The 24,587-nt window shown below is 67.4% G+C and carries 23 protein-coding genes and 1 riboswitch; of the genes, 4 read left to right on the forward strand and 19 right to left on the reverse strand.

Features of this window, described 5'->3' with window-relative positions; genetic code table 11:
* Positions 1-8: 8 nt before the first annotated feature.
* The gene (locus tag H7V21_RS08570; protein WP_188053110.1) at positions 9-1,829 is read right to left on the reverse strand and encodes an IlvD/Edd family dehydratase; all 1,821 of its coding nucleotides are present in this window, start codon (positions 1,827-1,829) and stop codon (positions 9-11) included.
* Positions 1,829-2,923 (reverse strand): aldose epimerase family protein, encoded by a 1,095-nt coding sequence (locus H7V21_RS08575; RefSeq protein ID WP_262503781.1) that lies wholly within the window; start codon positions 2,921-2,923, stop codon positions 1,829-1,831. The genes H7V21_RS08570 and H7V21_RS08575 overlap by 1 nt, the downstream gene beginning before the upstream one ends.
* A gap of 199 nt (positions 2,924-3,122) precedes the next feature.
* A riboswitch (ZMP/ZTP riboswitch) is annotated at positions 3,123-3,204 on the forward strand.
* An 18-nt stretch (positions 3,205-3,222) separates the two neighbouring features.
* On the opposite strand from H7V21_RS08575, the gene H7V21_RS08580 reads away from it, so the two are divergent.
* On the forward strand, positions 3,223-3,930 hold the full coding sequence (locus H7V21_RS08580) for a DJ-1/PfpI family protein (RefSeq protein ID WP_188053112.1): 708 nt from the start codon (positions 3,223-3,225) through the stop codon (positions 3,928-3,930).
* The gene (locus H7V21_RS08585) at positions 3,917-5,269 is read left to right on the forward strand and encodes a cytochrome P450 (RefSeq protein ID WP_188053113.1); all 1,353 of its coding nucleotides are present in this window, start codon (positions 3,917-3,919) and stop codon (positions 5,267-5,269) included. Before H7V21_RS08580 ends, H7V21_RS08585 begins: the two co-directional genes overlap by 14 nt.
* Before the next feature lie 13 nt (positions 5,270-5,282).
* Here the strand turns inward: H7V21_RS08585 and H7V21_RS08590 are convergent, their stop codons facing one another.
* The 6 genes from H7V21_RS08590 to H7V21_RS08615 form a co-directional block, all read right to left on the reverse strand.
* Entirely contained in the window at positions 5,283-6,668 is a 1,386-nt protein-coding gene (locus tag H7V21_RS08590; protein ID WP_188053114.1) for a UdgX family uracil-DNA binding protein, read from the reverse strand.
* A gap of 29 nt (positions 6,669-6,697) precedes the next feature.
* Entirely contained in the window at positions 6,698-7,180 is a 483-nt protein-coding gene (locus H7V21_RS08595) for a hemerythrin domain-containing protein (protein ID WP_188053115.1), read from the reverse strand.
* Positions 7,181-7,290: 110 nt separating this feature from the next.
* A complete protein-coding gene (locus H7V21_RS08600; protein WP_188053116.1) occupies positions 7,291-8,304 on the reverse strand; it encodes a TIGR04086 family membrane protein in 1,014 nt (337 codons plus the stop codon).
* A gap of 169 nt (positions 8,305-8,473) precedes the next feature.
* A complete protein-coding gene (locus tag H7V21_RS08605) occupies positions 8,474-9,517 on the reverse strand; it encodes an SO2930 family diheme c-type cytochrome (protein WP_188056439.1) in 1,044 nt (347 codons plus the stop codon).
* Complete coding sequence (locus H7V21_RS08610) at positions 9,517-10,710, reverse strand: parallel beta-helix domain-containing protein (protein ID WP_188053117.1); 1,194 nt, start codon at positions 10,708-10,710, stop codon at positions 9,517-9,519. The genes H7V21_RS08605 and H7V21_RS08610 overlap by 1 nt, the downstream gene beginning before the upstream one ends.
* A gap of 54 nt (positions 10,711-10,764) precedes the next feature.
* A complete protein-coding gene (locus H7V21_RS08615; RefSeq protein WP_188053118.1) occupies positions 10,765-12,012 on the reverse strand; it encodes a putative DNA modification/repair radical SAM protein in 1,248 nt (415 codons plus the stop codon).
* A gap of 90 nt (positions 12,013-12,102) precedes the next feature.
* On the opposite strand from H7V21_RS08615, the gene H7V21_RS08620 reads away from it, so the two are divergent.
* Positions 12,103-13,362 (forward strand): hypothetical protein, encoded by a 1,260-nt coding sequence (locus H7V21_RS08620; protein WP_262503782.1) that lies wholly within the window; start codon positions 12,103-12,105, stop codon positions 13,360-13,362.
* Here H7V21_RS08620 and H7V21_RS08625 read toward each other — a convergent pair.
* The 10 genes from H7V21_RS08625 to H7V21_RS08670 all read right to left on the reverse strand — a co-directional run bounded on the left by H7V21_RS08625 (position 13,346) and on the right by H7V21_RS08670 (position 21,256).
* Positions 13,346-13,732 (reverse strand): hypothetical protein, encoded by a 387-nt coding sequence (locus tag H7V21_RS08625; RefSeq protein WP_188053119.1) that lies wholly within the window; start codon positions 13,730-13,732, stop codon positions 13,346-13,348. The two genes, H7V21_RS08620 and H7V21_RS08625, sit on opposite strands and share 17 nt — an antisense overlap.
* A 35-nt stretch (positions 13,733-13,767) precedes the next feature.
* A complete protein-coding gene (locus H7V21_RS08630; protein WP_262503783.1) occupies positions 13,768-14,304 on the reverse strand; it encodes a demethoxyubiquinone hydroxylase family protein in 537 nt (178 codons plus the stop codon).
* Complete coding sequence (locus tag H7V21_RS08635; RefSeq protein ID WP_188053120.1) at positions 14,301-14,783, reverse strand: disulfide bond formation protein B; 483 nt, start codon at positions 14,781-14,783, stop codon at positions 14,301-14,303. The genes H7V21_RS08630 and H7V21_RS08635 overlap by 4 nt, the downstream gene beginning before the upstream one ends.
* 11 nt (positions 14,784-14,794) lie before the next feature.
* Entirely contained in the window at positions 14,795-16,144 is a 1,350-nt protein-coding gene (locus H7V21_RS08640; RefSeq protein WP_188053121.1) for a S41 family peptidase, read from the reverse strand.
* A gap of 91 nt (positions 16,145-16,235) precedes the next feature.
* Positions 16,236-17,435 (reverse strand): murein hydrolase activator EnvC family protein, encoded by a 1,200-nt coding sequence (locus H7V21_RS08645; RefSeq protein WP_188056441.1) that lies wholly within the window; start codon positions 17,433-17,435, stop codon positions 16,236-16,238.
* 2 nt (positions 17,436-17,437) lie between these two features.
* Entirely contained in the window at positions 17,438-17,860 is a 423-nt protein-coding gene (locus H7V21_RS08650) for a 23S rRNA (pseudouridine(1915)-N(3))-methyltransferase RlmH (protein WP_188053122.1), read from the reverse strand.
* A 13-nt stretch (positions 17,861-17,873) separates the two neighbouring features.
* Positions 17,874-18,242, reverse strand: coding sequence for a ribosome silencing factor (gene rsfS, locus H7V21_RS08655; protein WP_188056442.1), 369 nt, complete (start codon positions 18,240-18,242; stop codon positions 17,874-17,876).
* A 26-nt stretch (positions 18,243-18,268) separates the two neighbouring features.
* Positions 18,269-18,895 (reverse strand): nicotinate-nucleotide adenylyltransferase, encoded by a 627-nt coding sequence (locus H7V21_RS08660; protein WP_188053123.1) that lies wholly within the window; start codon positions 18,893-18,895, stop codon positions 18,269-18,271.
* Positions 18,896-18,920: 25 nt separating this feature from the next.
* Positions 18,921-19,958 (reverse strand): aldo/keto reductase, encoded by a 1,038-nt coding sequence (locus H7V21_RS08665; protein ID WP_188053124.1) that lies wholly within the window; start codon positions 19,956-19,958, stop codon positions 18,921-18,923.
* Between the two features lie 26 nt (positions 19,959-19,984).
* Positions 19,985-21,256: a glutamate-5-semialdehyde dehydrogenase gene (locus H7V21_RS08670; protein WP_188053125.1), complete on the reverse strand. Its 1,272-nt coding sequence runs from the start codon at positions 21,254-21,256 to the stop codon at positions 19,985-19,987.
* Between the two features lie 84 nt (positions 21,257-21,340).
* Here H7V21_RS08670 and H7V21_RS08675 point away from each other — a divergent pair, with 84 nt between their 5' ends.
* Positions 21,341-22,390, forward strand: a complete 1,050-nt coding sequence (locus H7V21_RS08675) for a DUF3667 domain-containing protein (RefSeq protein ID WP_188053126.1) — start codon at positions 21,341-21,343, stop codon at positions 22,388-22,390.
* Between the two features lie 161 nt (positions 22,391-22,551).
* Here H7V21_RS08675 and ftsH read toward each other — a convergent pair whose 3' ends face one another.
* Positions 22,552-24,513 (reverse strand): ATP-dependent zinc metalloprotease FtsH, encoded by a 1,962-nt coding sequence (ftsH, locus tag H7V21_RS08680; RefSeq protein ID WP_188053127.1) that lies wholly within the window; start codon positions 24,511-24,513, stop codon positions 22,552-22,554.
* Between the last annotated feature and the right edge of the window lie 74 nt (positions 24,514-24,587).

The raw sequence follows: 24,587 nt of genomic DNA on the forward strand, positions 1-24,587 counted from the left end.
CGCTCTCCTCAGTGATTATGCCGCGGCACGCCGACGGTCTGCGCCAGCCGCTGATACTTGACCGAATTCTCGAGCACCGCGCCGGTTTCCAGCTGTCCGGTGACGCCGCGCTGCAGCTCCTGCCACGGGGTCTGGCTCGCCGGGAACGGGAAGCCGCCGTTTGCCGCCAGCTCCTCGCGGCGGCGGGCAAGCTCCTCGTCGGAGATCAGGATGTTCGCTTCACCCTTGTTGAGATCGACCCGCACCCGATCGCCGGTCCGGAGCAGCGCCAGTCCCCCGCCTGCCGCCGCTTCGGGCGAAGCGTTGAGGATCGACGGGCTTCCCGACGTGCCCGACTGGCGCCCGTCGCCGATGCACGGCAGCGCCTGAACCCCCGCCTTGATCAGCTTCACCGGCGGCCGCATGTTCACCACTTCGGCCGCGCCCGGATAGCCGATCGGCCCGGCGCCGCGCATGATCAGCAGCGTGTGCTCGGTGACGTCGAGATCGGGATCGTCGATCCGCGCGTGATAATCCTCGGGCCCGTCGAACACGATTACCGGCCCTTCAAAGGCGTTCGGATCGTCCGGGTTCTGGAGGTAGCGCTTGCGGAAATCGTCGGAGATCACCGATTGTTTCATGATCGCGCTGTCGAACAGGTTGCCGCGCAGCACCGAGAAGCCGGCCGCAGGGCGCATCGGCCGATCATAAGGCAGGATCACCCGCTCGTCCTCGATCGTCGCATCGCGGCAATTGTCGCCGATGCTGCGACCGTTCACCGTCAGCGCGCCTTCGTGGATCAGCCCCTGCGCGATGAGCTGGGCGACCACCGCGGGAACGCCGCCGGCGCGATAATAATCCTCGCCGAGGAATTCGCCCGCCGGCTGGAGGTTCACCAGCAACGGGATGTCGCGGCCATAGGTCTGCCAGTCGTCGATGCCGAGATCGACGCCGATGTGGCGGGCGATGGCGTTGAGATGGATCGGCGCGTTGGTCGAGCCGCCGATCGCCGAATTGACTCGGATCGCGTTGAGGAACGCCTCGCGCGTCAGGATGTCGGACGGCTTGCGATCGGCATGCACCATCTCGACGATCTGCTTGCCGGTTTCGTACGCCACTTCCTGGCGATCGCGATAGGGCGCGGGAATCGCCGCCGAACCGGGCAGCGACATGCCCAGCGCCTCGGTCAGCGAGTTCATCGTCGTCGCCGTGCCCATCGTGTTGCAATAGCCGGTCGACGGCGCCGAGCTGGCGACCAGCTTGATGAAGCCCTGATAGTCGATCTCGCCCGCGGCGAGCAGCTCGCGCGCTTTCCACACGATCGTGCCGGAGCCCGTGCGCTCACCCTTGTGCCAGCCGTTGAGCATCGGCCCGACCGACAGCGCGATCGCCGGGATGTTCACCGTCGCCGCGGCCATCAGGCAGGCCGGCGTCGTCTTGTCGCAGCCGGTGGTGAGCACCACGCCGTCGAGCGGGTAGCCGAACAGTATTTCGACCAGCCCCAGATAGGCCAGGTTGCGGTCGAGCCCGGCGGTCGGGCGCTTCCCCGTTTCCTGGATCGGATGGACCGGAAACTCGATCGCGATCCCGCCGGCCTCGCGCACGCCTTCGCGGACGCGCTCGGCGAGCACCAGATGGTGTCGATTGCAGGGGCTGAGATCGCTGCCCGTCTGCGCGATGCCGATGATCGGCTTGCCCGACTGCAGCTCGGCGAGCGACAGGCCGAAGTTCATGTAGCGCTCCAGGTAGAGCGCGGTCATGTCGGCATTCGTCGGGTCGTCGAACCAGGCGCGCGACCGCAGCTTGCGGGGCTCGGCGCCGGACGGTGGCGTGCTGTCGTGGGAAGTCATCAATTACTCGCAACGGAGAAGCGCAGCACCATGGTGTTGCTGTAGGTCTCGCCGGGATTCAGACGCGCGGTCGGAAAGCTCGGCTGGTTCGGGCTGTCGGGGAAGACCTGCGGCTCGAAGCACAGCCCGTCGCCCTGGCGATAGATGCGCCCGCCCTTGCCGGTCACGGTGCCGTCGAGGAAATTGCCCGAATAGAATTGCAGGCCGGGAGCATCGCTTTCGATTTCCATCACTCGGCCCGATACCGGATCCTCGAGCCGGACGGCGGGACGCAGGGCACCCGAAGCGCCGTCGAGCACATAATTGTGATCATAGCCGCGCCCGATGCGGATCTGCTCGTTATGTCCGTTGCGGATCCGCTCGGCGATGACGGTCGGCGCGCGGAAATCGAAGGGAGTACCTTCGACGGGACGCAGTTCGCCGGTCGGGATCAGCGTCTCGTTCACCGGCGTGAAGCGCGAGGCATTCAGCGTCAGCCGCTGCGACACGGCGGCGGGCGCATCGATCGCGCCGCCGGCGAGATTGAAGAAGCTGTGATTGGTGATGTTCACCACCGTCGGCGCGTCCGTGACCGCGCCATATTCAATCTTGAGCTCATTGGCTTCGTTGAGCGTGTAGGTCGCGGTGGCGACCAGCGTGCCCGGATAGCCGCCTTCGCCGTCGGGGCTGCGATAGCTGAGCACCACCTTCGCCTCGGGACCGCTGGTGACCGAGGTGATCGTCCAGACCCGCTTGTCGAACCCGGCGACACCGCCATGGAGATGGTTCGGCCCGTCGTTGGTTTCGAGCGTGAAGCGCTGGCCGTCGAGGCTGAAGCTGCCGCCGGCGATGCGATTGGCATAGCGGCCGACGGTGGCGCCGAAATATTGCGGATTCTCGAGATATTCGGCGGCGGTGTCGTAGCCGAGCACCACGTCGGCGACATTCCCGTCGCGATCGGGCACCATCAGCGCCTGGAGCGTCGCACCCAGCGTCATCACCGTTGCCGACATACCGTTGGCGTTGGTCAGTGTGACCTTCTCGATCGGCGTGCCGTCCGCGAGCGTTCCGAACGCTTCGCGCGTCGCGTCAGCCGCCTGCGCCGGCGCGCTCATCACGAGCGCCATTGCGAGGCCGAGCGCCCCAGAAATCCTGCCAGCCAATGCACCTCTCCCGCTGTCATGCTCATTTACTCAGACAATTGGCAAGTCTCACGCGAAAGGACAAGCGAAAAGCGAGCGATGCGCGCCCAAGCTGCTGCGGTGCCGCTCCCGGTTCGCCGCTTCCCGGGGGCGCGCGGCTGCGCTATCGCGGTATCGCTCGCGTGACTGGCGATCGGATGGAGCACCATCGGGAAGCGCGAGCCGCACGGCGCCGCATCGCCTGGGCACCCCTTCCCCGCTGGAGGAACGCCATGGCCGAATCGCCCCCCCTGCACATTGCCTTTCTGTTGTTTCCCAATGTGACGCAGCTCGATCTCACCGGACCTGCGCAGGTCCTGTCGCGGCTGGGCCATGTCCGCCTCGACCTGGTGGCCCGTACGCTCGATCCGGTGCCGACCGACTCCCAGTTCGCGCTGCTGCCGACCGCCCGGTTCGAGGATATCGCGACCACCGATATCCTCTGCGTTCCGGGTGGTGCTGGAACCGTCGCGGCGATGGAGGACGTCGAAACGCTCGCCTGGCTGCGCCGCATCGGCGGCGAGGCGCACTGGGTGACGAGCGTGTGCACAGGATCGCTGCTGCTCGCCGCGGCCGGCCTACTCACCGGCTATCGCGCCGCCTGCCACTGGGCGTCGCGCCACCAGCTCGCCTGGTTCGGCGCCGAGCCGGTAGCCGAACGCGTCGTATTCGATCGTAATCGCGTGACCGGCGGCGGCGTGACGGCGGGCATCGACTTCGCGCTTGCGCTGACCGCCGCGATCCGGGGCGAAGCGCACGCCCGGCTGGTGCAGCTCGGCCTCGAATATGATCCGGCGCCGCCGTTCGATTCGGGATCGCCGGACCGCGCGGATGCCGCTACGCTCGAGCGCTATCGCACGATCGCGGCCCGCCAGGCGCCCGACCGGGAAGCACGCATCAGGGCAGTGGCGGAGGCGATGGCGGATCATGACGCAGGCTGAAGGCGCGTTCTTCCCGGTACGGCCGGTGCGGCCGCAGCGCCTTTCCTCGCCGCTGCGCAGCCTGTTCGGCGAACACGCGCGCAATTCGGTCGCCGGGTGGAGCGAAGCGGCGTTCCGCGACTGGTATGTGCAGCGGCGGGTGCTCGGGATCACCGTCCATATTCCGCGGCATCCCGATGCCGTCCAGCGCGTGCTACTCGACAATGTCGCCAACTACGAAAAGCCGCGCCTGGTGAAGCGGCTGATCGCACCGCTGATCGGGCGCGGCCTGCTCACCGCCGAAGGCGAGCTGTGGCGCACCCAGCGCAAGCTGGTCGCGGCGAGCTTCGCGCCCGGCGCGGTTTCCCGGCTGACCGGCCTGATGGCCGATGCCGCCGAGGCGCGGGTGCAGAGCTGGCCTGAAAGCGGCACGATCGACATCGCCCGCGCGGCGACGCACACCACTCTCGCGATCATCGCCGACGCGCTCTTTTCGGGCGATCCGCGCCTGAACAGCGCGCGCGCGCTCCGCCACATCGAGGATGCACTGATCGCCGTCGGGCAAGTGCGCGTCACTGCGCTGCTGGGCATGCCGGGCATCCGCATCGGGCATGTCGCGCGCGCCGGGGAACGCGGCCGCCGCTACATGCGCGCGATGCTCACCGAGATCGTGCGCGAGCGCGGGGCCGACGGCGGCCCGGATTTCCTCGGCGGGATCCTCCGCGATCTCCACGCGCGATTCCCGCCACGCGAGGCCGAAACGCTGGCGATCGACAACGCCGCGACCTTCTATGTCGCGGGGCACGAGACGACGGCCAACGCGCTCGCGTGGAGCATCTATCTGCTGGCGGGAGACCAGGCGGTTCAGGAACGTGCCCGCGCCGAGGCGCGCGCCGCGCTTCACGGTCCGGCCGAGACGCTGCCCGAGCGGCTGCCGTACCTTCGCCAGATCCTGGACGAGGCCTTGCGGCTCTATCCGCCCGTGCCGCGAATGGAGCGCGAAGCGGTGAACGCGGACGAATTGAGCGGCCATGCCATCCGCAGGGGACAGATCGTCTCGCTCTGGCCGTGGCTGATCCATCGGCACGAGCGACTCTGGGACGATCCAGACCGTTTCGATCCCGAGCGGTTCGCGCCCGGGCGCGAGCGCGCGCGCCATCGCTTCCAATATCTCCCCTTCGGCGGCGGACCGCGGGTTTGCGTCGGCGCGCGTTTCGCTACCGTCGAGGCGCTCGTCATCCTGGCGCACTGGCTGGCCGCGCGGCGCTTCGCGCTCCCCGAGGGCGCGATCGTCGAACCGCTGGGGAGCGTGACGCTGCGGCCGAAGGGCGGGCTGCCGGTACAGGTGACGCCGATCTGACCGGCGCCGGGCGTCACGCCAGCAGCGTGCGGGCGCCTTTCAAATCGTCGACGAAGCGCTCGAACTCGTCCGCGGCGCGCGCCTTGTCGGGAATGCGGAGCAGATAGCTCGGATGGACCGTGATCCAGCCCCGGCCGCCGCCCGGCAGGTCGAGCGGCCGGCCGCGCTCGCGCCCGATCGTCACCGTCCTGCCGAGCAGCGCGCGCGCGGCAGTCGCCCCCAGGGCAACGGTGATCTCCGGCCGGAGCAGCATCGTCTCCTGCTCGATCCACCAGCGGCACGCCTCGATCTCGCCGGCATCGGGCTTGGCGTGGATGCGCCGCTTGCCGCGCGGCTCGAACTTGAAATGCTTCACTGCGTTGGTGACATAGGTTTCGCTTCGATCGACGCCGGCGGCTTCCAGCGCGCGATCGAGCATCTGCCCCGCCGGCCCGACAAACGGGCGGCCCGCCAGATCCTCCTGATCGCCCGGCTGCTCGCCGACCAGCATCATCCGCGCGCTGATCGGGCCCTCGCCGAAGACGGTCTGCGTCGCATGCTTGTAGAGAGGGCAGCGCGTACAGCTCGCCGCCTCGTTGCGCAGCGCTTCCCATGCCGCCTGGAGATTGCCGCCGGCCGCTGCCGGCGTCGCCTCGATCATGCCGCTCTCCCGCGCTCGTGCGCCTTTCATCAGCTCGGGCACCAACGCGGTCTCAGGCATGTTTTTCCAGTATCGGCGGGGCATCTCCTTCAACATCGCCCCGGGCTTGAGCCGCGCCGGATTGAAGATCGCCGCATAATAGGTTTTCCACACCGCCTCGATCGGATCTTCCTCCGGCGCATCCGCCCGGGAGGCCCCGGGGCCTTCGCGCAGGATGTTCCCATCCCAATGGAGCGAAAGCTCGGGCGTCAGGATCGACCAGCGCATCGAGGCAAAACGATCGACGAAGAAGCGCGCGTTGCGGCGGACGATGTGGTGCTCGGGCTCGAACCAGGCGACATAGCGCTTGCGGTCCTCCTCCTCGACTTCGCGGAAGCGGAGAAAGGCGCGCATCTTGTGAAGGTCGCGCTGCACTGCCCTGGCGAGGCCCTCGACGCGCCGCACCAGCGGATCGGCCGAATCCTCGAGCAGCTTCGGCGTCTCGCGTAGCCGCAGCAGCAGGGCATAGAGCAGCGCGAAACGCTCCGGGTCGGAGTGGAGCACGGCCGTTTCGGCAAGATCGGGGAAGACGCGGGGGACGCGGAACCGCCCGACGGCAGGCTCCGTCGCGATCCGCTCGCCCGCGAACAGATCGTCCGAAGCCGCACCGTCGACGCGCCAGACGACCTCTTCGGCCGCCACGCCGGCGCCCGCCAGCGTGCGCGCTGCGGCGCGCCAGCCCTCGTAATCGTCCTCAGCGGAAAGCGTCGCGACGCGCATGCCGCATCACCTTGCGCACATGCGCGCCGTCACTCGCGCGCGTCGCCCGGCTGTTCGTGCTCGGCGCGCTCATATTCCTTGGGCTTCCGCGTCTCGAACACTTCGGCGAGCCGCGCCTCCTGCGCGTCCGAGAGCTCCTCGGCGGCGGCGGGGAACATCTCTTCCTCTTCCTCGTCGATATGGTGTTCGTAGCGATGCTTGAGCTCCTTGAACTTCTGGAGCCATTGGCTCGAGCTCATGTCGGTCTCGACCAGTTCGCCCAGCAGATCGTCGACTTCCTTATGCTCGGAAACCGAGTGGCGCGCATCGTCGCGCAGTTCCGGGTCGGCGAGCATCGTCGCATAGAGCGATTCTTCCTCGGCGGCGGCATGGGCCTGCAGCTCCTTGCGCAACGCCTCGAACAGCTCGCGGCGCTCCGGGCTGTCGCCGGATGTCTCGACGATGCGACCCAGCAAGTCGCGCTGGCGATCGTGGTCCTGTTTCAGATCGGCGAAAATTCGGGCTTCGGCCATGGGAGAGTCTCCTTCGCTTACCATGGCCAAACAAGCGGAAGGGCTTCGGGTTGCCGCTGCGAGTCGGTCGCAGGTGCGGGGTACGCGGACTCCGCACCTGCGCCCCGTCGTCACCGCGCGACCGTCTCGCGATAGGCGGCATGTCCGTGCCGCGGCGCTCCGGCTCCCGCTGCGAGCACGGCGGCAAGCAGCGACAGCAGCGACGCGAAGAACGCGTACCAGGCGATCGTCGAGACGACGTCAAGCGCCTGTTCGCCCGCTTTTCCGGCTTCATCGCGAACGTCGCTGACGGTGGTGCTCACATTCTGCATCGCCGTATTCGCCTGCGACTCCCAGCGCCGGGCGATGGTTTCCGCCTCCTGCGGAGTCACGCCCGCGCGCGTTGCGAGCGTCTGCACGAGCTGCTCACGCTCTTCGGGCGAGAAGGCGGCATCGGGCCCGGTGAAGAGCCGGTCGACCAGCCGGTCGATCTCGGCGCCCGCGTCGCCGGGGCTGCGCAGGATATTCTCGCCCGCGGTCTCCGCCGCGTTACGGGCGGCCATCGCGTCCTCCTGCGTGATACCCGCGCTGCGGAGGATCTGCGATGCCTCGCTGCGGATCGCCTCACGCGTCTGCTGTGCCTCGAGATCGAGATTGACGTCCTCGGGCAGCACGGCCCCGCCAACGGTGCCCACGACAGAAGCGCTCGCGCGCGCGACGGTGGTGATCGCGCCGGTCGCGGTGTTCACCACCGTGCCGAGCGCACTGGAAGCCAGCCACAGCGTTGCGATCGTCGCCAGCGCCCAGGTCGCCGCGCCATGCGCGGTCGCGGAAAAGCGGTCCGCCTGTCCGGAGGTACGGCCGGCGACGAACCCGCCGATGGCGAGCGCAACGATGCTCGTGGCGATCCACCATACCGCCGTACCGATTCCGACGCCTTCGAAGGCGGCGGCCTCGGCAGGATCGATCGCGCGCGCGCCGATCGCCGATCCCAGCAGCCCGAGCAGGATGGTGACGCCGACCGCGATGATCGCCCCGGCGAAAATCGCGCCCCAAGATATCCGTTTCAACAAGCCCGGCGGCATCGGAGCTTCCACTTCGTGCGCCACTACCGGTTCGCGGTGAACCGCCGTCGTCTCGACCATGATCGTTCCCCTGTACTATGCTGCGGAGCATCAGCGACAGGGTGCCGGCATCGATGCGGCGTGTGTGCACCCGTCGCACCTCAAGCAACCGAGCCCTATCGAGTAGGTTCCGTGCGGACGACCATTATTGTCGAGCGGCATCACTATTTTTGCCGTTCGGCAGACAACTCTACTGTGACTGCCCGCGCTCGGGCATCATAGCGATCCAGCGCGTCAGCATCGCCAGCGCTTCGTCGTGGCTGGTCGCGCGGCCGAGCTCGGGCATGGCGACTCCAGGCTCTGTGCTCGCCATGCGAAAGAGCAGGATCGACTCCTCGGGCGCTCCCGGATCGATCACCACCATGCGGCCGCCGCTGCCCCGCCCGGCCGCCGCGGGATGCTTGCCGATTCCGCGCGCTGCGGCATCGGGCTGTCTCCAGTCGAGAAAGAGGCCCGAATTGCTCGCCGAGCCGCGGGCATTATGGCAATGGGCGCAATTGACTTCGAGATAGGCCGTTGCGCGTGAATCGAGCGACGCCTCCGGGTCGTCCCAGCGTGCAAGGCGCGGCGCATCTTTGGGCGCGCGGTCGAGAACTCCCGCGGCATGCCAGCGCTGAAGCTGCGCACCGTCGTTCAGGTTGCGCGCCTTGGGGCCGATCGGCGTGATCGCGCCGCCCAGATTATGGCAATCCTTGCACTGGTTGACGTTCGGCACCGAATAGCTGATCCGTCGCTCCTGCCCGGAAGGATCGGTGAAGGCGATCGGCACGCGCGTTCCGGCGCGCCGCAGCTCGGCATCGGTGCCCTCGGCGTTCCAGACATAGGGAAGCGCCACCCAGCCGGAGGCACGACGCAGCAGCAGCCGCGTCTCGATAGGCCGGTATGCGGCTCCCTCGCCATAGCCGAAGGTCTTGATCAGCGCGGAGCCGACCGGGAATTCGAACGCCGCCTCGGCATCGTATCGAGCCGCCGTTCCCGCCGGAACATAGACATAGCGCTGCTTCACCGAATAGTCGGAGAAGAGCGGCGTATTGAGGTCGTACGGGTGCACGCCGGACGCCGGCGTCCGCGCGGAGAGGTCGGCGAAGAAGCCGTAGTCGGAAAGACGCGGCGGGAGCGCATCCTCGGTGATCGCCGCATCGTTGACCGGCGCAGCCTGGCGCACGGCCCCGGCGATCGCCACGGGCGCTGCCGCCAGCATCACCAACAGCGCCAGCCGGTTGGCGAGCCGCATCACCGCGCCGCCGCCTCCATCGCTTCGGGCAGCCGCACCGCCGGCGGTTCGGGCGCGTCCACGCCGCCGCTCAGATCGACCGGCCGGGGATCGGCCTGCGTCAGCGGCGCGCCCGGCGTGAGCCCCATGCTGAGCGCAGGCACCGCATCCTCGAGCCGCAGCGATGCGGCCGGCCCCACTCCGTCCCACAGCACCGGCGGCAGAGCGCCGCCCAGCGCCGCGGCCAGGGCCTCCCCGCCCGGAATGCCCGGCGCGAAGCCGGTCCGGCCATGGCGGTTGTCGCGGATCACGACGCGCCGCGGGAGCGGGTCGTACTCCGCGTCGACATAGTCCTCGCGATAGGAAGTGACCATCACATTGGCGGTGCCGTTCTCCGCAAGCTCATTGTCGAAGACATGGACATTGTCGTTCGCCATCACCAGAACGCCGGTACCCACCGGCACGGTCGCGACGATGTTGCCCGCGGGCGCGAAATTGGGAGTGTCGTTGGCGACGATGCGGTTGTCGAACACGCGCACGTCTCCGCCGTTTCCGCGCGGCAGGTTCGGCAGGTCGAACACCAGGATGCCGCCGGTATTGTGCGTGGCGACATTGCCGAAGACATCGGCATGGCGGCTGTTCTCGATCTCGATGCCGGCAACGTTGTACTCGACCGTCGAGTTGCGGACGATGATGTTCTCCGACTGGCCGACATAGATGCCGGCATCGGAGGCGCCGCGCACCACGACGCGATCGACGAGCACGTCGCTGCTTTCGACCGGATAGACGCCATAGGCACCGTTGGTTGCGCTCGGCCCGCCGGTCCATTCGACGCGAACGTTATGATAGACGATGCGATCGGCGGCCTTCGACTTGATCCCGTCGCCCTTTGAATCCTCCACCGCGAAATCGCGCAGCACGACATCGTCCGAAGTGACCAGCAGCCCCTCGCCCGCGCCGAGCTGATTTGCGAAGCTCAGCACGGTCTGGTCCGGCCCCGCCCCGCGGATGGTCACGCCATCGACGTCGAGCGAAAGCCCGTCGGTAAGTTCGAACCGGCCAGCGCCGATCCGCACCGTGTCGCCCGGCTGCGCATCGAGGAGCGCGAGTTGCAGCCGCTCCTGAGCATTCGGGCCCGCCTCTACTATCAGATCGCGCGCCGAGGCCGATGACGCAAAGAGCAATAATGCAGCTGCCGCCAGTCGATAGTGCATCGCATCCCTCCGTTATTTTCGAACATCATGCGGGATGACTGCACGGCTGCCAAGTCACGCGGCAAATAATTCGAGCTGCTGTTGCGGCGGCACAAGCAACGGCTTGAGTTCGGCTCGATCGGCAAGCGCGATCGGGCGCCAATCCTCCGCGATCAGGAACGGCCGCACCTTGGCGATCGAGGCCGTGAGCCGCGCCACGTCCGCCAGCCGCAGCCGCCGCCAGCGCCGCGCCGCGAGGATCGCATTCACGGCCTTCACCCCCAGCCCCGGCACGCGCAGCAGCGCCTCACGCGGGGCGCAATTGACGTCGACCGGAAACCGCTCGCGGTGGCGCAGCGCCCAGGCCAGTTTGGGATCCATGTCGAGCGGCAGCATGCCCGTCGCCGGTTCGGCCGCCGCAGCCACTTCGTCCGGCGCATAGTCGTAGAAGCGCATCAGCCAGTCCGACTGATAGAGCCGATGCTCGCGCATCAGCGGCGGGCGGCGAAGCGGCAGCACCGCACTTGCGTCGGGGATCGGACTGAACGCCGAATAATAGACGCGGCGCAACCGAAAGCGATCGTAGAGCGTAGCGGCGCGGCGCACGATGTCGCGATCGCTCGCTGCGTCGGCGCCGACGATCATTTGAGTCGACTGGCCTGCCGGGGCGAAGCGCGGCGCCGACTTGTACCGCTTCACGGCGTCGCGGCCGTCGTCGATCGCGGTGCGAGTCCCCGCCATCGCGCCCTCGATCCGATTCGCCGATTTCTCCGGCGCCAGCCGCCGCAGCCCGGCGACGGTCGGAAGCTCGACGTTGATCGAAAGGCGATCGGCATGGAGCCCCGCCTGATGCACCAGTCCGGGATCGGCATCAGGGATCGTCTTCAAATGGATATAGCCGCGAAAATCATGGTCCTCGCGCAAGCTGCGCGCGACCTCGACGATCTGCTCCATCGTATAGTCCGACGAGCGGATGATTCCCGACGAAAGGAACAACCCCTCGATATAATTGCGCCGGTAGAAGGAGAGAGTCATCTGCACGACTTCCTGCGGCGTGAACCGGGCGCGGCGGACGTTCGAGCTCTTTCGATTGATGCAATAATGACAGTCGAAGATGCAGCTGTTGGTCAGCAGGATCTTCAGCAGACTGATGCAGCGTCCATCGGGCGCATAGGCATGGCAGATGCCCATCCCTTCGGTGGAACCCAGCCCCTTGCCGCCGCCGGAATTGCGCTTCGCGGTTCCCGAGGATGCGCAGGAGGCGTCATACTTCGCGGCGTCGGCAAGGATCGCCAGCTTTGCGCGTAGATCGAGCTGAGCCATGATGTTCCTTTTATGTTCTATGGCTTGCTCCGTCCAGAGCAATGGACGTTAAGACCCGCCAGCATTAAGCAGTGCGCAGAGGGGGCGCCGATGGCCGCACGCGTGAATCGGGAGTTTCTAAGGCTGCTCGCGGTGCTGCTGCTCACCTGCGCCGCCGGCTGGTTCTTCAAGTCGCACTGTATGGCGGGGGGCTGGACCGAGCTCGAGCAATATACCACCGGCTGTTACAGCGACACGGTGCCCTTCTGGGGCGGGCGCGGCGTAGCGGCTGGCGAAGCACCGTATTTCGAGGCGCGGATGGAGTATCCGGTGCTCACCGGCGCGCTGATCTGGGCAGAGGGCGGCGCGGCGCGGCTGGTGTTCGGCGGCAGCGCTGGGGCGATCCATTTTCTCGGCTTCGTCACGCTGGCGAACACGGCGCTCGCAGCGCTGCTCCTCTATCTCTTCTGGCGCGAAGGGCTGGACAGGAGACGGCTCTGGGCCTGGGCAGCGGCACCGCCGCTGATTCTCTACGTCGGGCACAATTGGGACATGCTGGCGGTCGGCTTTGCAGCGGGCGCCATGCTGCTCGCGCGCCGCGGCGCCCTGGCGCATGCCGCAGCGGTGGCCGGGCTGGGAGTCGCGGCCAAGCTGTTTCCCATCCTGCTGCTGCCGCTGCTGGGGCTGCAGGCGTTGTTCGGCGGCACACGCACCGGTTGGGGGGCGCGGCTGCTGCGCGCCTCGGCGCTTGCCGCAGCGGCGGTCGGCGCCTGGGCGCTCGTGAACCTGCCGGTGGCGCTGGCGGCGCCGGAAAACTGGTCCGAATTCTATCGCTTTTCCGGGGCGCGCAGCGGAACCGCGGCATCGGCCTGGGAGATCTTCACGGCGTTCGGCTGGTGGCGCACCACGATCCCCGAACGCAATCTGCTCGCCGCGCTGATCTTCCTGACCGGCGCCTCGGGCATCGTCGCGCTGGGATGGCGCCGCCACCGCGAGCGGCTGTGGGTGCTCTTTCCGCCGGTGCTCGCCTGGTTCATGCTGACCAACAAGGTTTATTCGCCACAATTCGATCTGTGGCTCTATCCGCTGCTGCTGCTGACCGCACCGCGGCTGTGGCCGGTTGCGCTGTTCCTCGTCGGCGGGATCTGGGCCTATTTCGCCGAATTCTGGTGGTTCGCAGGCATCGAAGGCGCCGCGCTCGCGGCCAGCCACGCGGACATCGCGCTCGCGGCGCTGCTGCGCGGGGGCGCGATGCTGTGGCTCATCGCCGACGCGCTGCGCCTGCCGCCGCCGCAGTGGCTGAGTTTTCCGCGGCAGCGGCTACAGAGTGCGCAGACCGCCGAGCGAGCGGACGTCACGGCACCAGCGTGACGTTGCTCTCCTGCTCTCGGCGCTGGCGCCGCTCGGCAGTCGCGCGCGTGGCTTCCTGAACGAAGCAGCCGGTTGCGCCGCCCGGCCCTACCGCGGAGCAGCTTCCCACGCCCGTCGCGCCTTCCTGCAAGGCGGACTGCTGGCGCACCGCCCAGCTCTGATTCTCAGGCGTGATTTCGGCCTGCTCGCGCAATGCCCGCGGAATCCGGTAACGTTCCGTCTCCGGAGCGCGGACGCAGATCGCGTCGCGAGGGCACGGATCCTCTCCGAAAATCGTGACCACGCCATTGATCGGCGCATCCTGAGCCAGTGCGGGAGCGGCTATCGCCACGCCCGCTGCGGCCAGCGTCATTGCCAGAAGTGTCTTCACCTTGGTGACTCCTTCCACGCCCGAACCCCGGGCGCTCAAATATGTTTCGACAGGCCGATCGCCGCGCGACAGCCCAGTCGGATCAGCCCTGCCAGCAACGGATAGGCGGGTGCCGATTCGGCACCGGCCTCCAGCGCAGCGTCGCGGTGCTCGATCTCTTCGTCGCGAAAGCGGCTCACCGCTTCGCTCAATTCGGAATCGCTTTCCCCCAATTGCTCGAGCTGAGCGAGGTAATGCCGGTCGATTTCGGTCTCGACCGCAGCGGTGCACGCCATTGCCGCTTCAGGCCCGAGCGCCGCCGTCGAGACGCCGAGCGCATATCCGGCGACATTCCAGAAGGGCTGCAGCGCCGTCGGCCGCACGCCGCGCGCGGCAATCATCGTATCGAAGAAGGCGCGATGCCGCTCTTCCTGATTGGCCATCCCCGCGATCGCGCGCGAGGTCGGCGTGCGATCGCCCATCACCGCCAGCTGCCCTGCATAGATCCGAGTGGCGCCATATTCGCCCGCCTGATCGACTCGGATCATCTGGGGCACCGGCTCGCGCCGGTCTCCGGGCTTCCAGCGGCTCATAGCGCGCGCCTTCGCCCGACCAGCGCGAGGATTACAGCTGCACCGCCGAGCGAGAACAGCGCGTTCCACCCCGCAAGCGACAGGCCGAAGGTCCATTGCGGAGCATCGCAGCGGACCAGCGGCGCACGATTGATCGAATCGAGCAGGTCGGCACCGCTCAGCTCGGCGCCGGCCTTTGCCGTGCATCCGGTGATGCCCGGCCACCAGCCATATTCGACACCCGCATGAAACACGCCGATCGCTCCACTAACGGCAATCAGCGCCGCCGCGATGCAGATAAGCGTGGCGCGCGTGAAGCGATGCTGAACGAAGAATGCCGCCGCCGCGATCGGGATAGCGGCATAATGCGGCCAGCGCTGCCAGTGGCACATTTCGCACGGATAGAGCCCGCCCAGATATTGCGACCCGAGCGCTCCGGCGAGCAGGCCGAGCGGCAGCAGCAGCGCGATCCGGCGCGCGAGAAGAATGTCTCTGCTCATCGGCCTCCGGCTCAGCGCCCGCCCTGCGGCGCCGCCGGCGAGCCGGCCATGCGCGGCCGATCATCCAGCCGCGCGATCGTCTGCAGCGCATAGTGGAGCTGGAAATCCTCGATGCCCTGCTCCTCCAGCTCTTCCGCCGTCGCGGAGAAGCGGGGATCGGTTTCGGTGTCCTCCTCGAGCACTGCGTCGTCGGTTTCGATCTCGTTGATCAGGTGGCGGCGCAGATCCGCCTCGCGAAACACCGGCCGCGTCGCCCGATCGGGATCGGAAAGCTGCGGCACGGCGATATCCGGCTCGATGCCGCCTTCCTGCACCGAACGGCCCGACGGAGTATAGTAGCGCGCGGTGGTGAGCCGTAGCGCCGTCGTCGGGCCCAGCTGGATCAGCGTCTGCACCGATCCCTTGCCGAAGCTGCGGTCGCCCATCACCAGCCCGCGGTGATGATCCTGCAGCGCGCCGGCGACGATTTCCGAGGCCGAAGCCGATCCGGCATCGACCAGCACCACGATCGGCAAGCCGCGGGTAAGATCGCCAGGAACCGCCGATTCCGCATAATAGCGTTCGATGTCGGCACGGTCGCGTCCGCGCTGGGAGACGATCTCGCCGTGCGAAAGGAACACGTCGCTCACTTCGATCGCCTGGCTCAGCAATCCGCCGCCGTTGTTGCGCAGATCGACGATATAGCCGAGCGGCGGACGCCCCAGCGATTGCTCGATCGCGCGAATTGCCGCGCGCGTGTCGGCGCCGGTGCTCTGCGAGAAGGTGTTGATGTTGATGATGCCGACGCCGTCGCGCACTTCCCACTTCACCGGCTTCTGCACGATCACTTCGCGCGTGAGCGTCACTTCGATCGGCGCATCGGCGCCCGGCCGCACGAGCGACAGCGTGATGTCCGTTCCCGGCGGTCCGCGCATCTGTTCGATCGCCTCGTCGAGCGAGCCCCCGTAGATCAGCTTGCCGTCAAGATGAGTGATATAGTCGCCCGCCTTGATGCCGGCACGATCTGCGGGCGTATCCTCGGTCGGCGCCACGACCTTGACCGCCCCGTCCTCCATCGTGACGACAAGGCCGAGGCCGCCATATTCGCCTTCGGTCTGGATCCGGAGATTGTCGAAATCGAGTTCGTCGACGAACGAGCTGTGCGGATCGAGCGCCGAAAGCATGCCCCGGATCGCGCCCTTGATCAGCGTTTCGTCCTCCACCTGATCGACATAGTTCGCTTTCACGCGATTGAAGATGTCCATGAACAGGTCGAGCTCGCGATAGCTGTTGCTCTCAACATTCGCCATCGCGCTTGTCGCGACGGGCACGAGCGCGAGCGCGCTGACGGCAGCAGTGACCTGAAGGAGCGGACGGTACATCGGATACTCTCGGAGACGGGAAGGTTCCGCTTGAAGATAGGCTATTTGCCGGCCGGAGCAAAGCGGCGGCATCTCTCTAGGCGCGGCGCCTTCAGTCGAGCAGCGCAGTGATGTCCATCGGCTGGCCGCGGCGGCGCAGCTCCACCGTGACGGTCGGCGATTCGGCGTCGGCTGCGCGCGCGATTCGGGCGCCTTGGGCGATTGTGTCGCCTGCATCGACACCGATCTCGGCAACTCCCGTCAACAGCGAGGTCCATCCTTGGCCATGGTCGATGATGATCACACCCCGATAGCCGCGAAACGGATCGGCATAGACGACGCGGCCAGCGGCCGGCGCGACCACTTCCGCGCCTTTCCACGACGCGATGGTGAGGCCGCGCGCACGCACGCCGGTCGCCGAGACTTCGCCCAGGCCGCGAACGACTTGACCGGCGACGGGCAGACGATAGGGCGCTGCGCGCCCCGAACCGCCAGCGAACGCCTGGCCGTCGCCTTCGCTTTCTCCGGAGCGCGGGCGCGGCAACGGGCCGGGTAGCGTTTCCAGATCGCTGCGCACTTCGCCCGCCGTTTCCATCTCTTCCATCTGGTCGACGATGTCGCGCGCGCGCTCGCCCAGGGCGATGGCGCGATCGGATTCGATCAGCGCGGTCCGATCGAGCTGGCGCGACCGCAAGCGATGCTGCGCTTCCATCCGGACAAGGCCCAGCCGCTCGGCCTCGAGCCGCTCGCGGCTCTCGCGCAGGGTGCGCACCGCGGCCTCTGCATTGGACCGCAGCGACCGGATGCGCTCCAGTTCGGCCCGCACGTCCGCGGTGCGCGCCTCGACTACCGGAAGCGTCGTGCCGAGCACTGCGCGCACATGAACGATATCCTCGGTAGATCCGGGCTGCACCAGCCCCAGCGCCGGCGGCCGCCGCGCGAGCGACTGAAGGGCGGCGACCAGCCGCAAAATCGCTCCCTGCCGCTCGGCCAGTCGGGTGCGCTGCGAATCGAGCAGCCGATCCACGATCGCGATCCGCGCGCGCGCGGCCAGGATGTCGGCCTCGGCGGCCTGGATTCGCGCCGCCGCCGCGGCTTCGCGGGCGCGCGCCTGCGCGGCATCGTCGCGCGCGGCGGCGGCGGCGCGCTCGAGATCCTGTGACCGTTGCTGCGCGGCACGCGAGGCATCGCGGGCCGCACGCAGCCGATCCTGCTGCTGATCGATGCTCGGCGTTTGCGCGCGCACCAGCGTGCCGCCGGCCAGCATCGCCAGCAGGGCCACCGCGAGGAAGGAGCTGCGCACCGGACCCATCTTCAACCTTCGCGATGATAGGGATGGTTGGCGAGGATGCTAACCGAGCGCCATAATTGCTCGGCGAGCATCGCGCGGGCCAGCAGGTGCGGCCAGGTGGCCGGTCCGAAGGCCAGCAGCAGGTCCGCCTCGGCACGCGCGCTGTCGTCGAAGCCGTCGGCGGCACCGATCTGGAAGCGCGCTTCGCGAATGCCATCGTCGCGCCAGGCGCTCAACCGCTCGGCCAGCACGCGTGAGGGCAGGCTCTCGCCGGTCTCGTCGAGCAGGACGCGCCGAGTGGCGCTCTCCAGCGCCGGCATGCGCCCGCCCGTGTCGGGCAGTTCGGTCACTTTGACCGGCCAGGTGATCCGCTTGAGATAGCGATCGACGAGCTCCGCTTCGGGCCCTCGGCCGATCCGGCCGCGTGCGACGATGTGAAGCAGCATCGCGTATGCGAAGTCAGGCCTGTCCGGCGGGCGGCGCGTCGCCGAACGCCCACATGCGCTCGAGATTGTAGAAGCTGCGTACTTCCGGGCGGAAGAGGTGGACGATCACGTCGCCCGCGTCGATCAGCACCCAATCCGCGGTGGGCAGCCCTTCGACTCGAGCCGAACGCCCGAATTCCGCCTTGATCTTCTCGGCGAGCTTCGCCGCCATCGAAGCGACCTGGCGTGTCGACCTGCCCGAGGCGACGACCATATAGTCGGCGATGCTGCTCTTGCCCGCGAGCGGGATCGAGACGGTCTCCACGGCCTGGTCGTCGTCGAGCGACGCCAAAACGAGCCGATGCAACGCCTCGACACCATCGGTATCGGGCGAACGAAGCACGGTAGGAGATGTGGCCAAGGGAACTCCTAGAGTTTCTCAGAGTCGGTGCCGGGTTTTCGGGACGGCAGAAACTGCCGGTGCCAGGCGGGATCGGCAGCCCGAAGGCGTGTTGCCGATGTAGGGTCGGGGCGGAAGCGCAACAGCACGAGTGCCGGCAATCTCCAACGCGTCCAGTTCTTCGCCTGGCCTGCGGGCCGCACAAAGCGCCGCAGCCAACTCATCGCAGGACTTGCGTGAGCGTTTGCATCATACCCCGGCCGCGAGATTACCGCAATCGGAACCTGTCGCGCGATTTGGCGCCAGCCGCGCCAGCGGTGGAAACCCTCCAGATTGTCCGCTCCCATCAGCCAGATGAAGCGATGCCGGGGATAGAGGCGGGGCAGTTTTGTGAGCGTATCGACGGTGTAGCGCGTGCCGAGTCGCTTCTCCACCGCGGACACTCGGATCGGCGCGTGCTTCGCCATCTTCCGCGCCGACGCCAGTCGTGCGGCAAAGGGGGCCATGTCGTCGCGATCTTCCTTGAGCGGATTGCCGGGCGAGACGAGCCACCATATTTCGTCGAGCCCGAGCGCCCGCATCGCCTGGAGCGACACATAGCGATGGCCCGAATGCGCGGGGTTGAACGAGCCGCCGAGCAGCCCCACGCGCTTCATGCCGTCAGCGTCCGCGCGTCGGCAGTCACTCGTCGGGCTGTCCCGCCTGCGCGAGCTTCGTGCGATACTCGCTTTGCCGCGCCAGCATCCAACCGGGATATTCACGCGGCAGCGCGCTTGCTTCGGCGAGCGACGCCAGTTCGGCCTCGCTCAGCCGAACATCGACTGCGGCAAGATTGTCCTGGAGCTGATCGACGCGCTTCGCGCCCACAATAACGCTCATCACCGCATCCTGATGCAGCAGCCATGCGAGCGCGATCTGCGCCATCGAGATGCCATGCCGATCCGCGATCGGAGCCATTGCATCGAGCACCCGCTCGCCGCGTTCGGCGTCGACCGGCGGGAAATCGAAATTGGCGCGACGCCCGTCTTCTCCGCCGCTGCGATACTTGCCGGTGAGATAGCCGCCCGCCAGCGGGCTCCACACCATCAGTCCCATTCCTTCGGACTGGAGCATCGGCACCAGCTCGCGCTCCAGGTCCCGCCCGGCGAGCGTGTAATAGGCCTGAAGCGTTTCGAACCGACCGATCCCGAGCCGTTCGGAAATCCCGAGCGCCTTCGCGATCTGCCATGCCGCCCAGTTGGACACACCGATATAACGGACATGGCCATGCTGAACGAGCGTCTCGAGCGCGCGCAGCGTCTCCTCGATCGGTGTCGCGGGATCCCAGCCATGGATCTGATAGAGGTCGATATGGTCGACGCCGAGGCGCTTCAGGCTGGCATGCGCCTGATCGAGGATATGCCCGCGCGAGGCGCCGCGATCATTGACGCCCTCCCCCATCGGCCCGAGCACCTTGGTGGCGATGACCACGTCCTCGCGGCGCGTGCCGAGGTTTCGCAGCGCCTGCCCGACGATCTCCTCCGATCGGCCCTCTGAATAGACGTTCGCCGTGTCGATGAAGTTGACTCCGGCCTCGAGCGCAGTGCGGACGAGCGCATCGGCTTCGTCCTGCTGCACCTGCCCAACCGCCTTGAACATTCCCTTGCCGCCAAAGGTCATCGCGCCGAGACAGAGCTCGGACACGAACAGGCCGCTATTTCCGAGGCGCTTGTACCGCATTGCCGTTCCTCAGCGTTGGAGTGGCGTCACGGACGCGTCTGGCCGGTTCCGTGGACGATCCATTTGTAGGTCGTGAGCCCTTCGAGTGCGACCGGCCCACGCGCATGCAGCCGCCCGGTCGAAATGCCGATCTCCGCGCCAAGGCCGAATTCGCCGCCATCGGCGAACTGCGACGAGGCGTTCCACATCACGATCGCGCTGTCGACTCCGTTCAGGAACTTCTCGGCGGTCGCGGCATCCTCGGTCACGATCGCGTCGGTGTGATGCGAGCTGTGCCGCGCGATATGCTCCATCGCGCCGTCGACGCCATCGACTCGCTTCACCGCGAGCACTGCGTCGAGATATTCCGTGTCCCAATCCTCGTCCGTCGCCGGCTCGACATGTGCGTCCAGCGCCTGGGCATCGGCATCGCCGCGCAGCGCGCAGCCCGCTTCGACGAGCGCCGAAAGGATCGGCTTGGGATCGGCGAACTTCCTGTCGATCAGCAGCGTCTCCATCGCCCCGCAGATGCCGGTGCGGCGCATCTTCGCGTTGACTGCGATCTCCTTCGCCATCGCCGGATCGGCCTTGGCGTCGACATAGGTGTGGTTCATGCCGTCGAGATGCGCGAGCACCGGAACGCGGGCGTCCTGCTGGACCCGCGCCACCAGCGACTTGCCGCCGCGCGGCACGATCAGATCGATCACGCCGTCCGCCTTGAGCATCGCGCCCACCGCGGCGCGATCCTGCGTCGGCACGAGCTGGACGGCGTCGCCCGGCACGCCGGCGGCCTCCAGCCCTTCCGCCATTGCCTCGCGGATCGCGCGATTGCTGTGCACCGCTTCCGATCCGCCGCGCAGAACCGCCGCGTTGCCCGACATCACGCACAAGGCGCCGGCATCGGCGGTGACGTTGGGGCGGCTTTCGTAGATGATGCCGATGACGCCGATCGGCACGCGCACCCGGCGCAGCACCAGCCCGTTCGGTCGCTTGTCCTCGCTGATGACGCCACCGACCGGATCGTCGAGCCCGGCAATCGCCTCGACTCCGGCAACCATGCCCTCGAACCGCTTCGGATCGAGCTTCAGCCGGTCGAGCAGCGCGCCGGACAAGCCGCGCGCCTCGGCCGCCTTCATGTCTTCCGCGTTGGCTTCGAGGATTTCCGCTTCCGCGGCGCGGAGCGCCCTGGCCGCACTGCGCAGCGCAGCGGCCTTGGCCGCACTGTCCATCTGCGCGAGCCGGTTCGAAGCGGCGCGGGCGCGCGCGCCCAGTTCCGCGATCAGCGTTTCGGGGTTCGTTTCGGTCAGCGTATCGGTCATGGCCTTCTATCTGGTGTTCGAGGCGGCGGGGTCAACCGTGCGAAGCATCTCGTCTGCCGAGCCGGTTGCTGGTAGGAACGCGCCATGGGGGAATTCGACGCAGCCGGAGAGATCGTAACGGGCGGGCTGATCGCGCGCGCGATCGAGCCTGGTACCGACGCGGGCGGTGCACACGGCGACGTCTGCCTCAACTGCGGCACGGCGCTGATCGGGCCGCATTGCCACCGCTGCGGGCAGGAAGCGCATGTCCATCGCACGATCGGCGCCGTCTGGCACGAGATCCTGCACGGCGTGGTCCATTTCGAGGGCAAGCTCTGGCGCACGCTGCCGCTGCTCGCGTGGCGGCCCGGCGAGTTGACTCGGCGCTATATCGAAGGCGAGCGCCGGCGCTTCGTGTCGCCCATGGCGCTGTTCCTGTTTTCTGTCTTCACCATGTTCGCCGTCTTCCAGATCACCGGCACCACCACGCCTCCGGATTTCAAGACCGATGCGCAGGTGCTTTCTGGCTTTCAGAACGCCGCGGAGAACATGCGCGAGACGCGGCGTTCGGTAGCGGAGCGCCGCGAGGAGCTGTCCGCAGACGATCCGGAGCGCGCGCAGGCGGCGCAGCGGCTCGCGGAGCTCGACCATTCGATCGCCGAACTCGACCGGATGACCACGATAGTGGAGGGGACCAGCGTCCGCGACGAAGTCCACACCGGCTGGAAGCGGCTCGACAAGGGCATCGAGAAGGCCGCGAAGAACCCCAGCCTGATGCTCTACAAGCTCCAGGCGAACAGCTATAAATTCTCCTGGCTACTGATTCCGCTGTCGCTGCCGTTCGTCTGGCTAATGTTTGCGTGGAAGCGGCAGTATCACGGCTACGACCACGCCGTGTTCGTGACCTATTCGATCGCGTTCATGTCGCTTCTGTTCATCGCGATCACGATCGGGATGCACGCGGGAGCTCCCGGGTGGCTGCTGACGCTGGTGGCGCTGGGGATACCGCCGCTTCATATCTACCGGCAGCTGAAGGGCGCCTATCGGCTCGGGCGTGTCTCCGCGCTTCTGCGCACGGCATTGCTGCTGGTGATCATCCTGATTGTCGGAATCCTGTTCCAGCTGATCCTGCTGCTCCTTGGGCTGCTCGGCTAGACTCTCGGCTCCGTCCCCTGGCGCAACTGACGCCGCCCGTGCGCAGACTCGACCTGCGCGAAAGCAATGCACCCACGCGGGTGCCATCGCTTGGGAAAACAAAAGGCCCTTCCGCGACGCTCGATCGCGGAAGGGCCTTTGCTTCGCGCCTTGGTAAACGCTTAGGCCCCCTGCGGAGCCGGATTGCCGAACGGACCCTTGGGCCGGCGGATCTTCGGGATCGAGGTTCCCGCCGCAGCGATCGGCTTCGCCCCGGCGTCCGGCACATCGCGGCCGATATCCTCGCCTGCGATCAGCCGCTTGATCTCGTCGCCGGTCAGCGTCTCGAACTCGAGCAGCGCCTGCGCCAACGTGTGCAGCTGATCGCTGTGATCGGTCAGGATCTGCCGCGCCCGCGCGAGGCCGCCCTCCACGAGCTGCTTGATCTCGGCATCGATCAGCTGCGCCGTCTCGTTCGACATGTTGGCAGGACGGTTCATCTGATAGCCGAGATAGCTCTCGTCCGAGCCGCCATATTCGAGCGGGCCCACCTTCTCCGACATGCCCCAGCGCGTCACCATGTCGCGCGCCAGACTGGTCGCGTACTGGATGTCGCCCGAGGCGCCCGACGAGACCTTGTCATAGCCGAAGATCACTTCCTCGGCGATGCGGCCGCCCATCGAGACCGCGAGGTTCGCGTACATCTTGTCGCGATGATAGCTGTAGCTGTCGCGCTCGGGCAGGCGCATCACCATGCCCAGCGCGCGGCCGCGCGGGATGATCGTCGCCTTGTGGATCGGATCGCTCGCCGGCTCGTGCAGCGCGACGATCGCATGGCCTGCCTCGTGATAGGCGGTCATGCGCTTCTCGTCCTCGCTCATCACCATGGACTTGCGCTCCGAGCCCATCATGACCTTGTCCTTGGCGTCCTCGAACTCCTGCATCGCGACGAGCCGCTTGCCGCGGCGCGCGGCGAGCAGCGCCGCCTCGTTGACGAGGTTGGCGAGGTCCGCGCCCGAGAAGCCCGGCGTGCCGCGCGCGATCACGCGCGCGTCGACGTCGGGCGCCAGCGGCACCTTCTTCATATGGACCTGGAGGATCTTGACGCGGCCGTCGATGTCCGGGCGCGGCACCACCACCTGCCGGTCGAAGCGGCCCGGGCGCAGCAGCGCCGGATCGAGCACGTCGGGCCGGTTGGTCGCGGCGATGATGATGATGCCTTCGTTCGCCTCGAACCCGTCCATCTCGACGAGCAGCTGGTTGAGCGTCTGCTCGCGCTCGTCGTTCTGGTTGCCGAGGCCCGCGCCGCGCGAGCGGCCGACTGCGTCGATCTCGTCGATGAAGAGGATGCAGGGCGCGTTCTTCTTGGCCTGTTCGAACATGTCGCGCACGCGGCTGGCGCCGACGCCGACGAACATCTCGACGAAGTCGGAACCCGAGATGGTGAAGAAGGGGACGCCTGCCTCCCCCGCGATCGCGCGGGCGAGCAGCGTCTTGCCGGTGCCGGGCGAGCCGACCAGCAGCGCACCCTTCGGGATCTTCCCGCCCAGCCGCGCGAACTTCGTCGGATCCTTCAGGAATTCGACGATCTCCTGCAATTCCTCGCGCGCCTCGTCGATGCCGGCGACATCGTCGAAAGTGACCTTGCCTTCCTTCTGGGTGAGCATGCGCGCGCGCGACTTGCCGAAGCCCATCGCGCCCGAGCCCGAATTCTTCTGCATCTGGCGCAGCACGAAAAAGGCGATGCCGAGGAACAGCAGGAAGGGCAGCGACTGATAGAGGAGGTACACCCAGATCGAGGGCGATTCCTCGGCCCGGGCACTGATCGTCACGCCCTTGTCGCGCAGCCGCTGGACGAGCTGCGCGTCGCCGGGATTGTTGGTGCGGAACTGCGATCCGCCCGACATGGTGCCGGTGATCGGGCCCGAACCAGGCGCCATGCTGACGTCGGTGACTTCGCCGCTCTCCACCTTGTCGAGGAAAGTGGAATAGGGGATCGTATCGGCCGCGCCCTGCGTCGAGCGGCCGTCGAACAGGCTGACGAAGAGCGCGAGCGCCGCGAGAATGCCTACCCAGATCAGCAGGCTCTTCATCCAGGGATTGCCGTTGCCGTTGCCGTCAGGCTGCTTGTCGTTGTCGTTCATCGAGACTCGGTACCTTTCAACCCCCGATAGATAAGCGCGCGGGGGTTAATGGCAATGGAACGGAGCGCGGATTA

Source organism: Sphingosinithalassobacter sp. CS137 (assembly GCF_014334115.1).
Classification (GTDB): Bacteria; Pseudomonadota; Alphaproteobacteria; order Sphingomonadales; family Sphingomonadaceae; genus Sphingomonas.

Excerpts from the sequence above, each read along its gene's own strand:
- H7V21_RS08570 (WP_188053110.1), bottom strand. The coding sequence starts at position 1,829 with ATGACTTCCCACGACAGCACGCCACCGTCCGGCGCCGAGCCCCGCAAG.
- H7V21_RS08575 (WP_262503781.1), bottom strand. The coding sequence starts at position 2,923 with ATGAGCGCGCCGGCGCAGGCGGCTGACGCGACGCGCGAAGCGTTCGGA.
- H7V21_RS08580 (WP_188053112.1), top strand. The coding sequence starts at position 3,223 with ATGGCCGAATCGCCCCCCCTGCACATTGCCTTTCTGTTGTTTCCCAAT.
- H7V21_RS08585 (WP_188053113.1), top strand. The coding sequence starts at position 3,917 with ATGACGCAGGCTGAAGGCGCGTTCTTCCCGGTACGGCCGGTGCGGCCG.
- H7V21_RS08590 (WP_188053114.1), bottom strand. The coding sequence starts at position 6,668 with ATGCGCGTCGCGACGCTTTCCGCTGAGGACGATTACGAGGGCTGGCGC.
- H7V21_RS08595 (WP_188053115.1), bottom strand. The coding sequence starts at position 7,180 with ATGGCCGAAGCCCGAATTTTCGCCGATCTGAAACAGGACCACGATCGC.
- H7V21_RS08600 (WP_188053116.1), bottom strand. The coding sequence starts at position 8,304 with ATGGTCGAGACGACGGCGGTTCACCGCGAACCGGTAGTGGCGCACGAA.
- H7V21_RS08605 (WP_188056439.1), bottom strand. The coding sequence starts at position 9,517 with ATGCGGCTCGCCAACCGGCTGGCGCTGTTGGTGATGCTGGCGGCAGCG.
- H7V21_RS08610 (WP_188053117.1), bottom strand. The coding sequence starts at position 10,710 with ATGCACTATCGACTGGCGGCAGCTGCATTATTGCTCTTTGCGTCATCG.
- H7V21_RS08615 (WP_188053118.1), bottom strand. The coding sequence starts at position 12,012 with ATGGCTCAGCTCGATCTACGCGCAAAGCTGGCGATCCTTGCCGACGCC.
- H7V21_RS08620 (WP_262503782.1), top strand. The coding sequence starts at position 12,103 with ATGGCCGCACGCGTGAATCGGGAGTTTCTAAGGCTGCTCGCGGTGCTG.
- H7V21_RS08630 (WP_262503783.1), bottom strand. The coding sequence starts at position 14,304 with ATGAGCCGCTGGAAGCCCGGAGACCGGCGCGAGCCGGTGCCCCAGATG.
- H7V21_RS08635 (WP_188053120.1), bottom strand. The coding sequence starts at position 14,783 with ATGAGCAGAGACATTCTTCTCGCGCGCCGGATCGCGCTGCTGCTGCCG.
- H7V21_RS08640 (WP_188053121.1), bottom strand. The coding sequence starts at position 16,144 with ATGTACCGTCCGCTCCTTCAGGTCACTGCTGCCGTCAGCGCGCTCGCG.
- H7V21_RS08645 (WP_188056441.1), bottom strand. The coding sequence starts at position 17,435 with ATGGGTCCGGTGCGCAGCTCCTTCCTCGCGGTGGCCCTGCTGGCGATG.
- H7V21_RS08650 (WP_188053122.1), bottom strand. The coding sequence starts at position 17,860 with ATGCTGCTTCACATCGTCGCACGCGGCCGGATCGGCCGAGGGCCCGAA.
- H7V21_RS08660 (WP_188053123.1), bottom strand. The coding sequence starts at position 18,895 with ATGAAGCGCGTGGGGCTGCTCGGCGGCTCGTTCAACCCCGCGCATTCG.
- H7V21_RS08665 (WP_188053124.1), bottom strand. The coding sequence starts at position 19,958 with ATGCGGTACAAGCGCCTCGGAAATAGCGGCCTGTTCGTGTCCGAGCTC.
- H7V21_RS08670 (WP_188053125.1), bottom strand. The coding sequence starts at position 21,256 with ATGACCGATACGCTGACCGAAACGAACCCCGAAACGCTGATCGCGGAA.
- H7V21_RS08675 (WP_188053126.1), top strand. The coding sequence starts at position 21,341 with ATGGGGGAATTCGACGCAGCCGGAGAGATCGTAACGGGCGGGCTGATC.
- ftsH (WP_188053127.1), bottom strand. The coding sequence starts at position 24,513 with ATGAACGACAACGACAAGCAGCCTGACGGCAACGGCAACGGCAATCCC.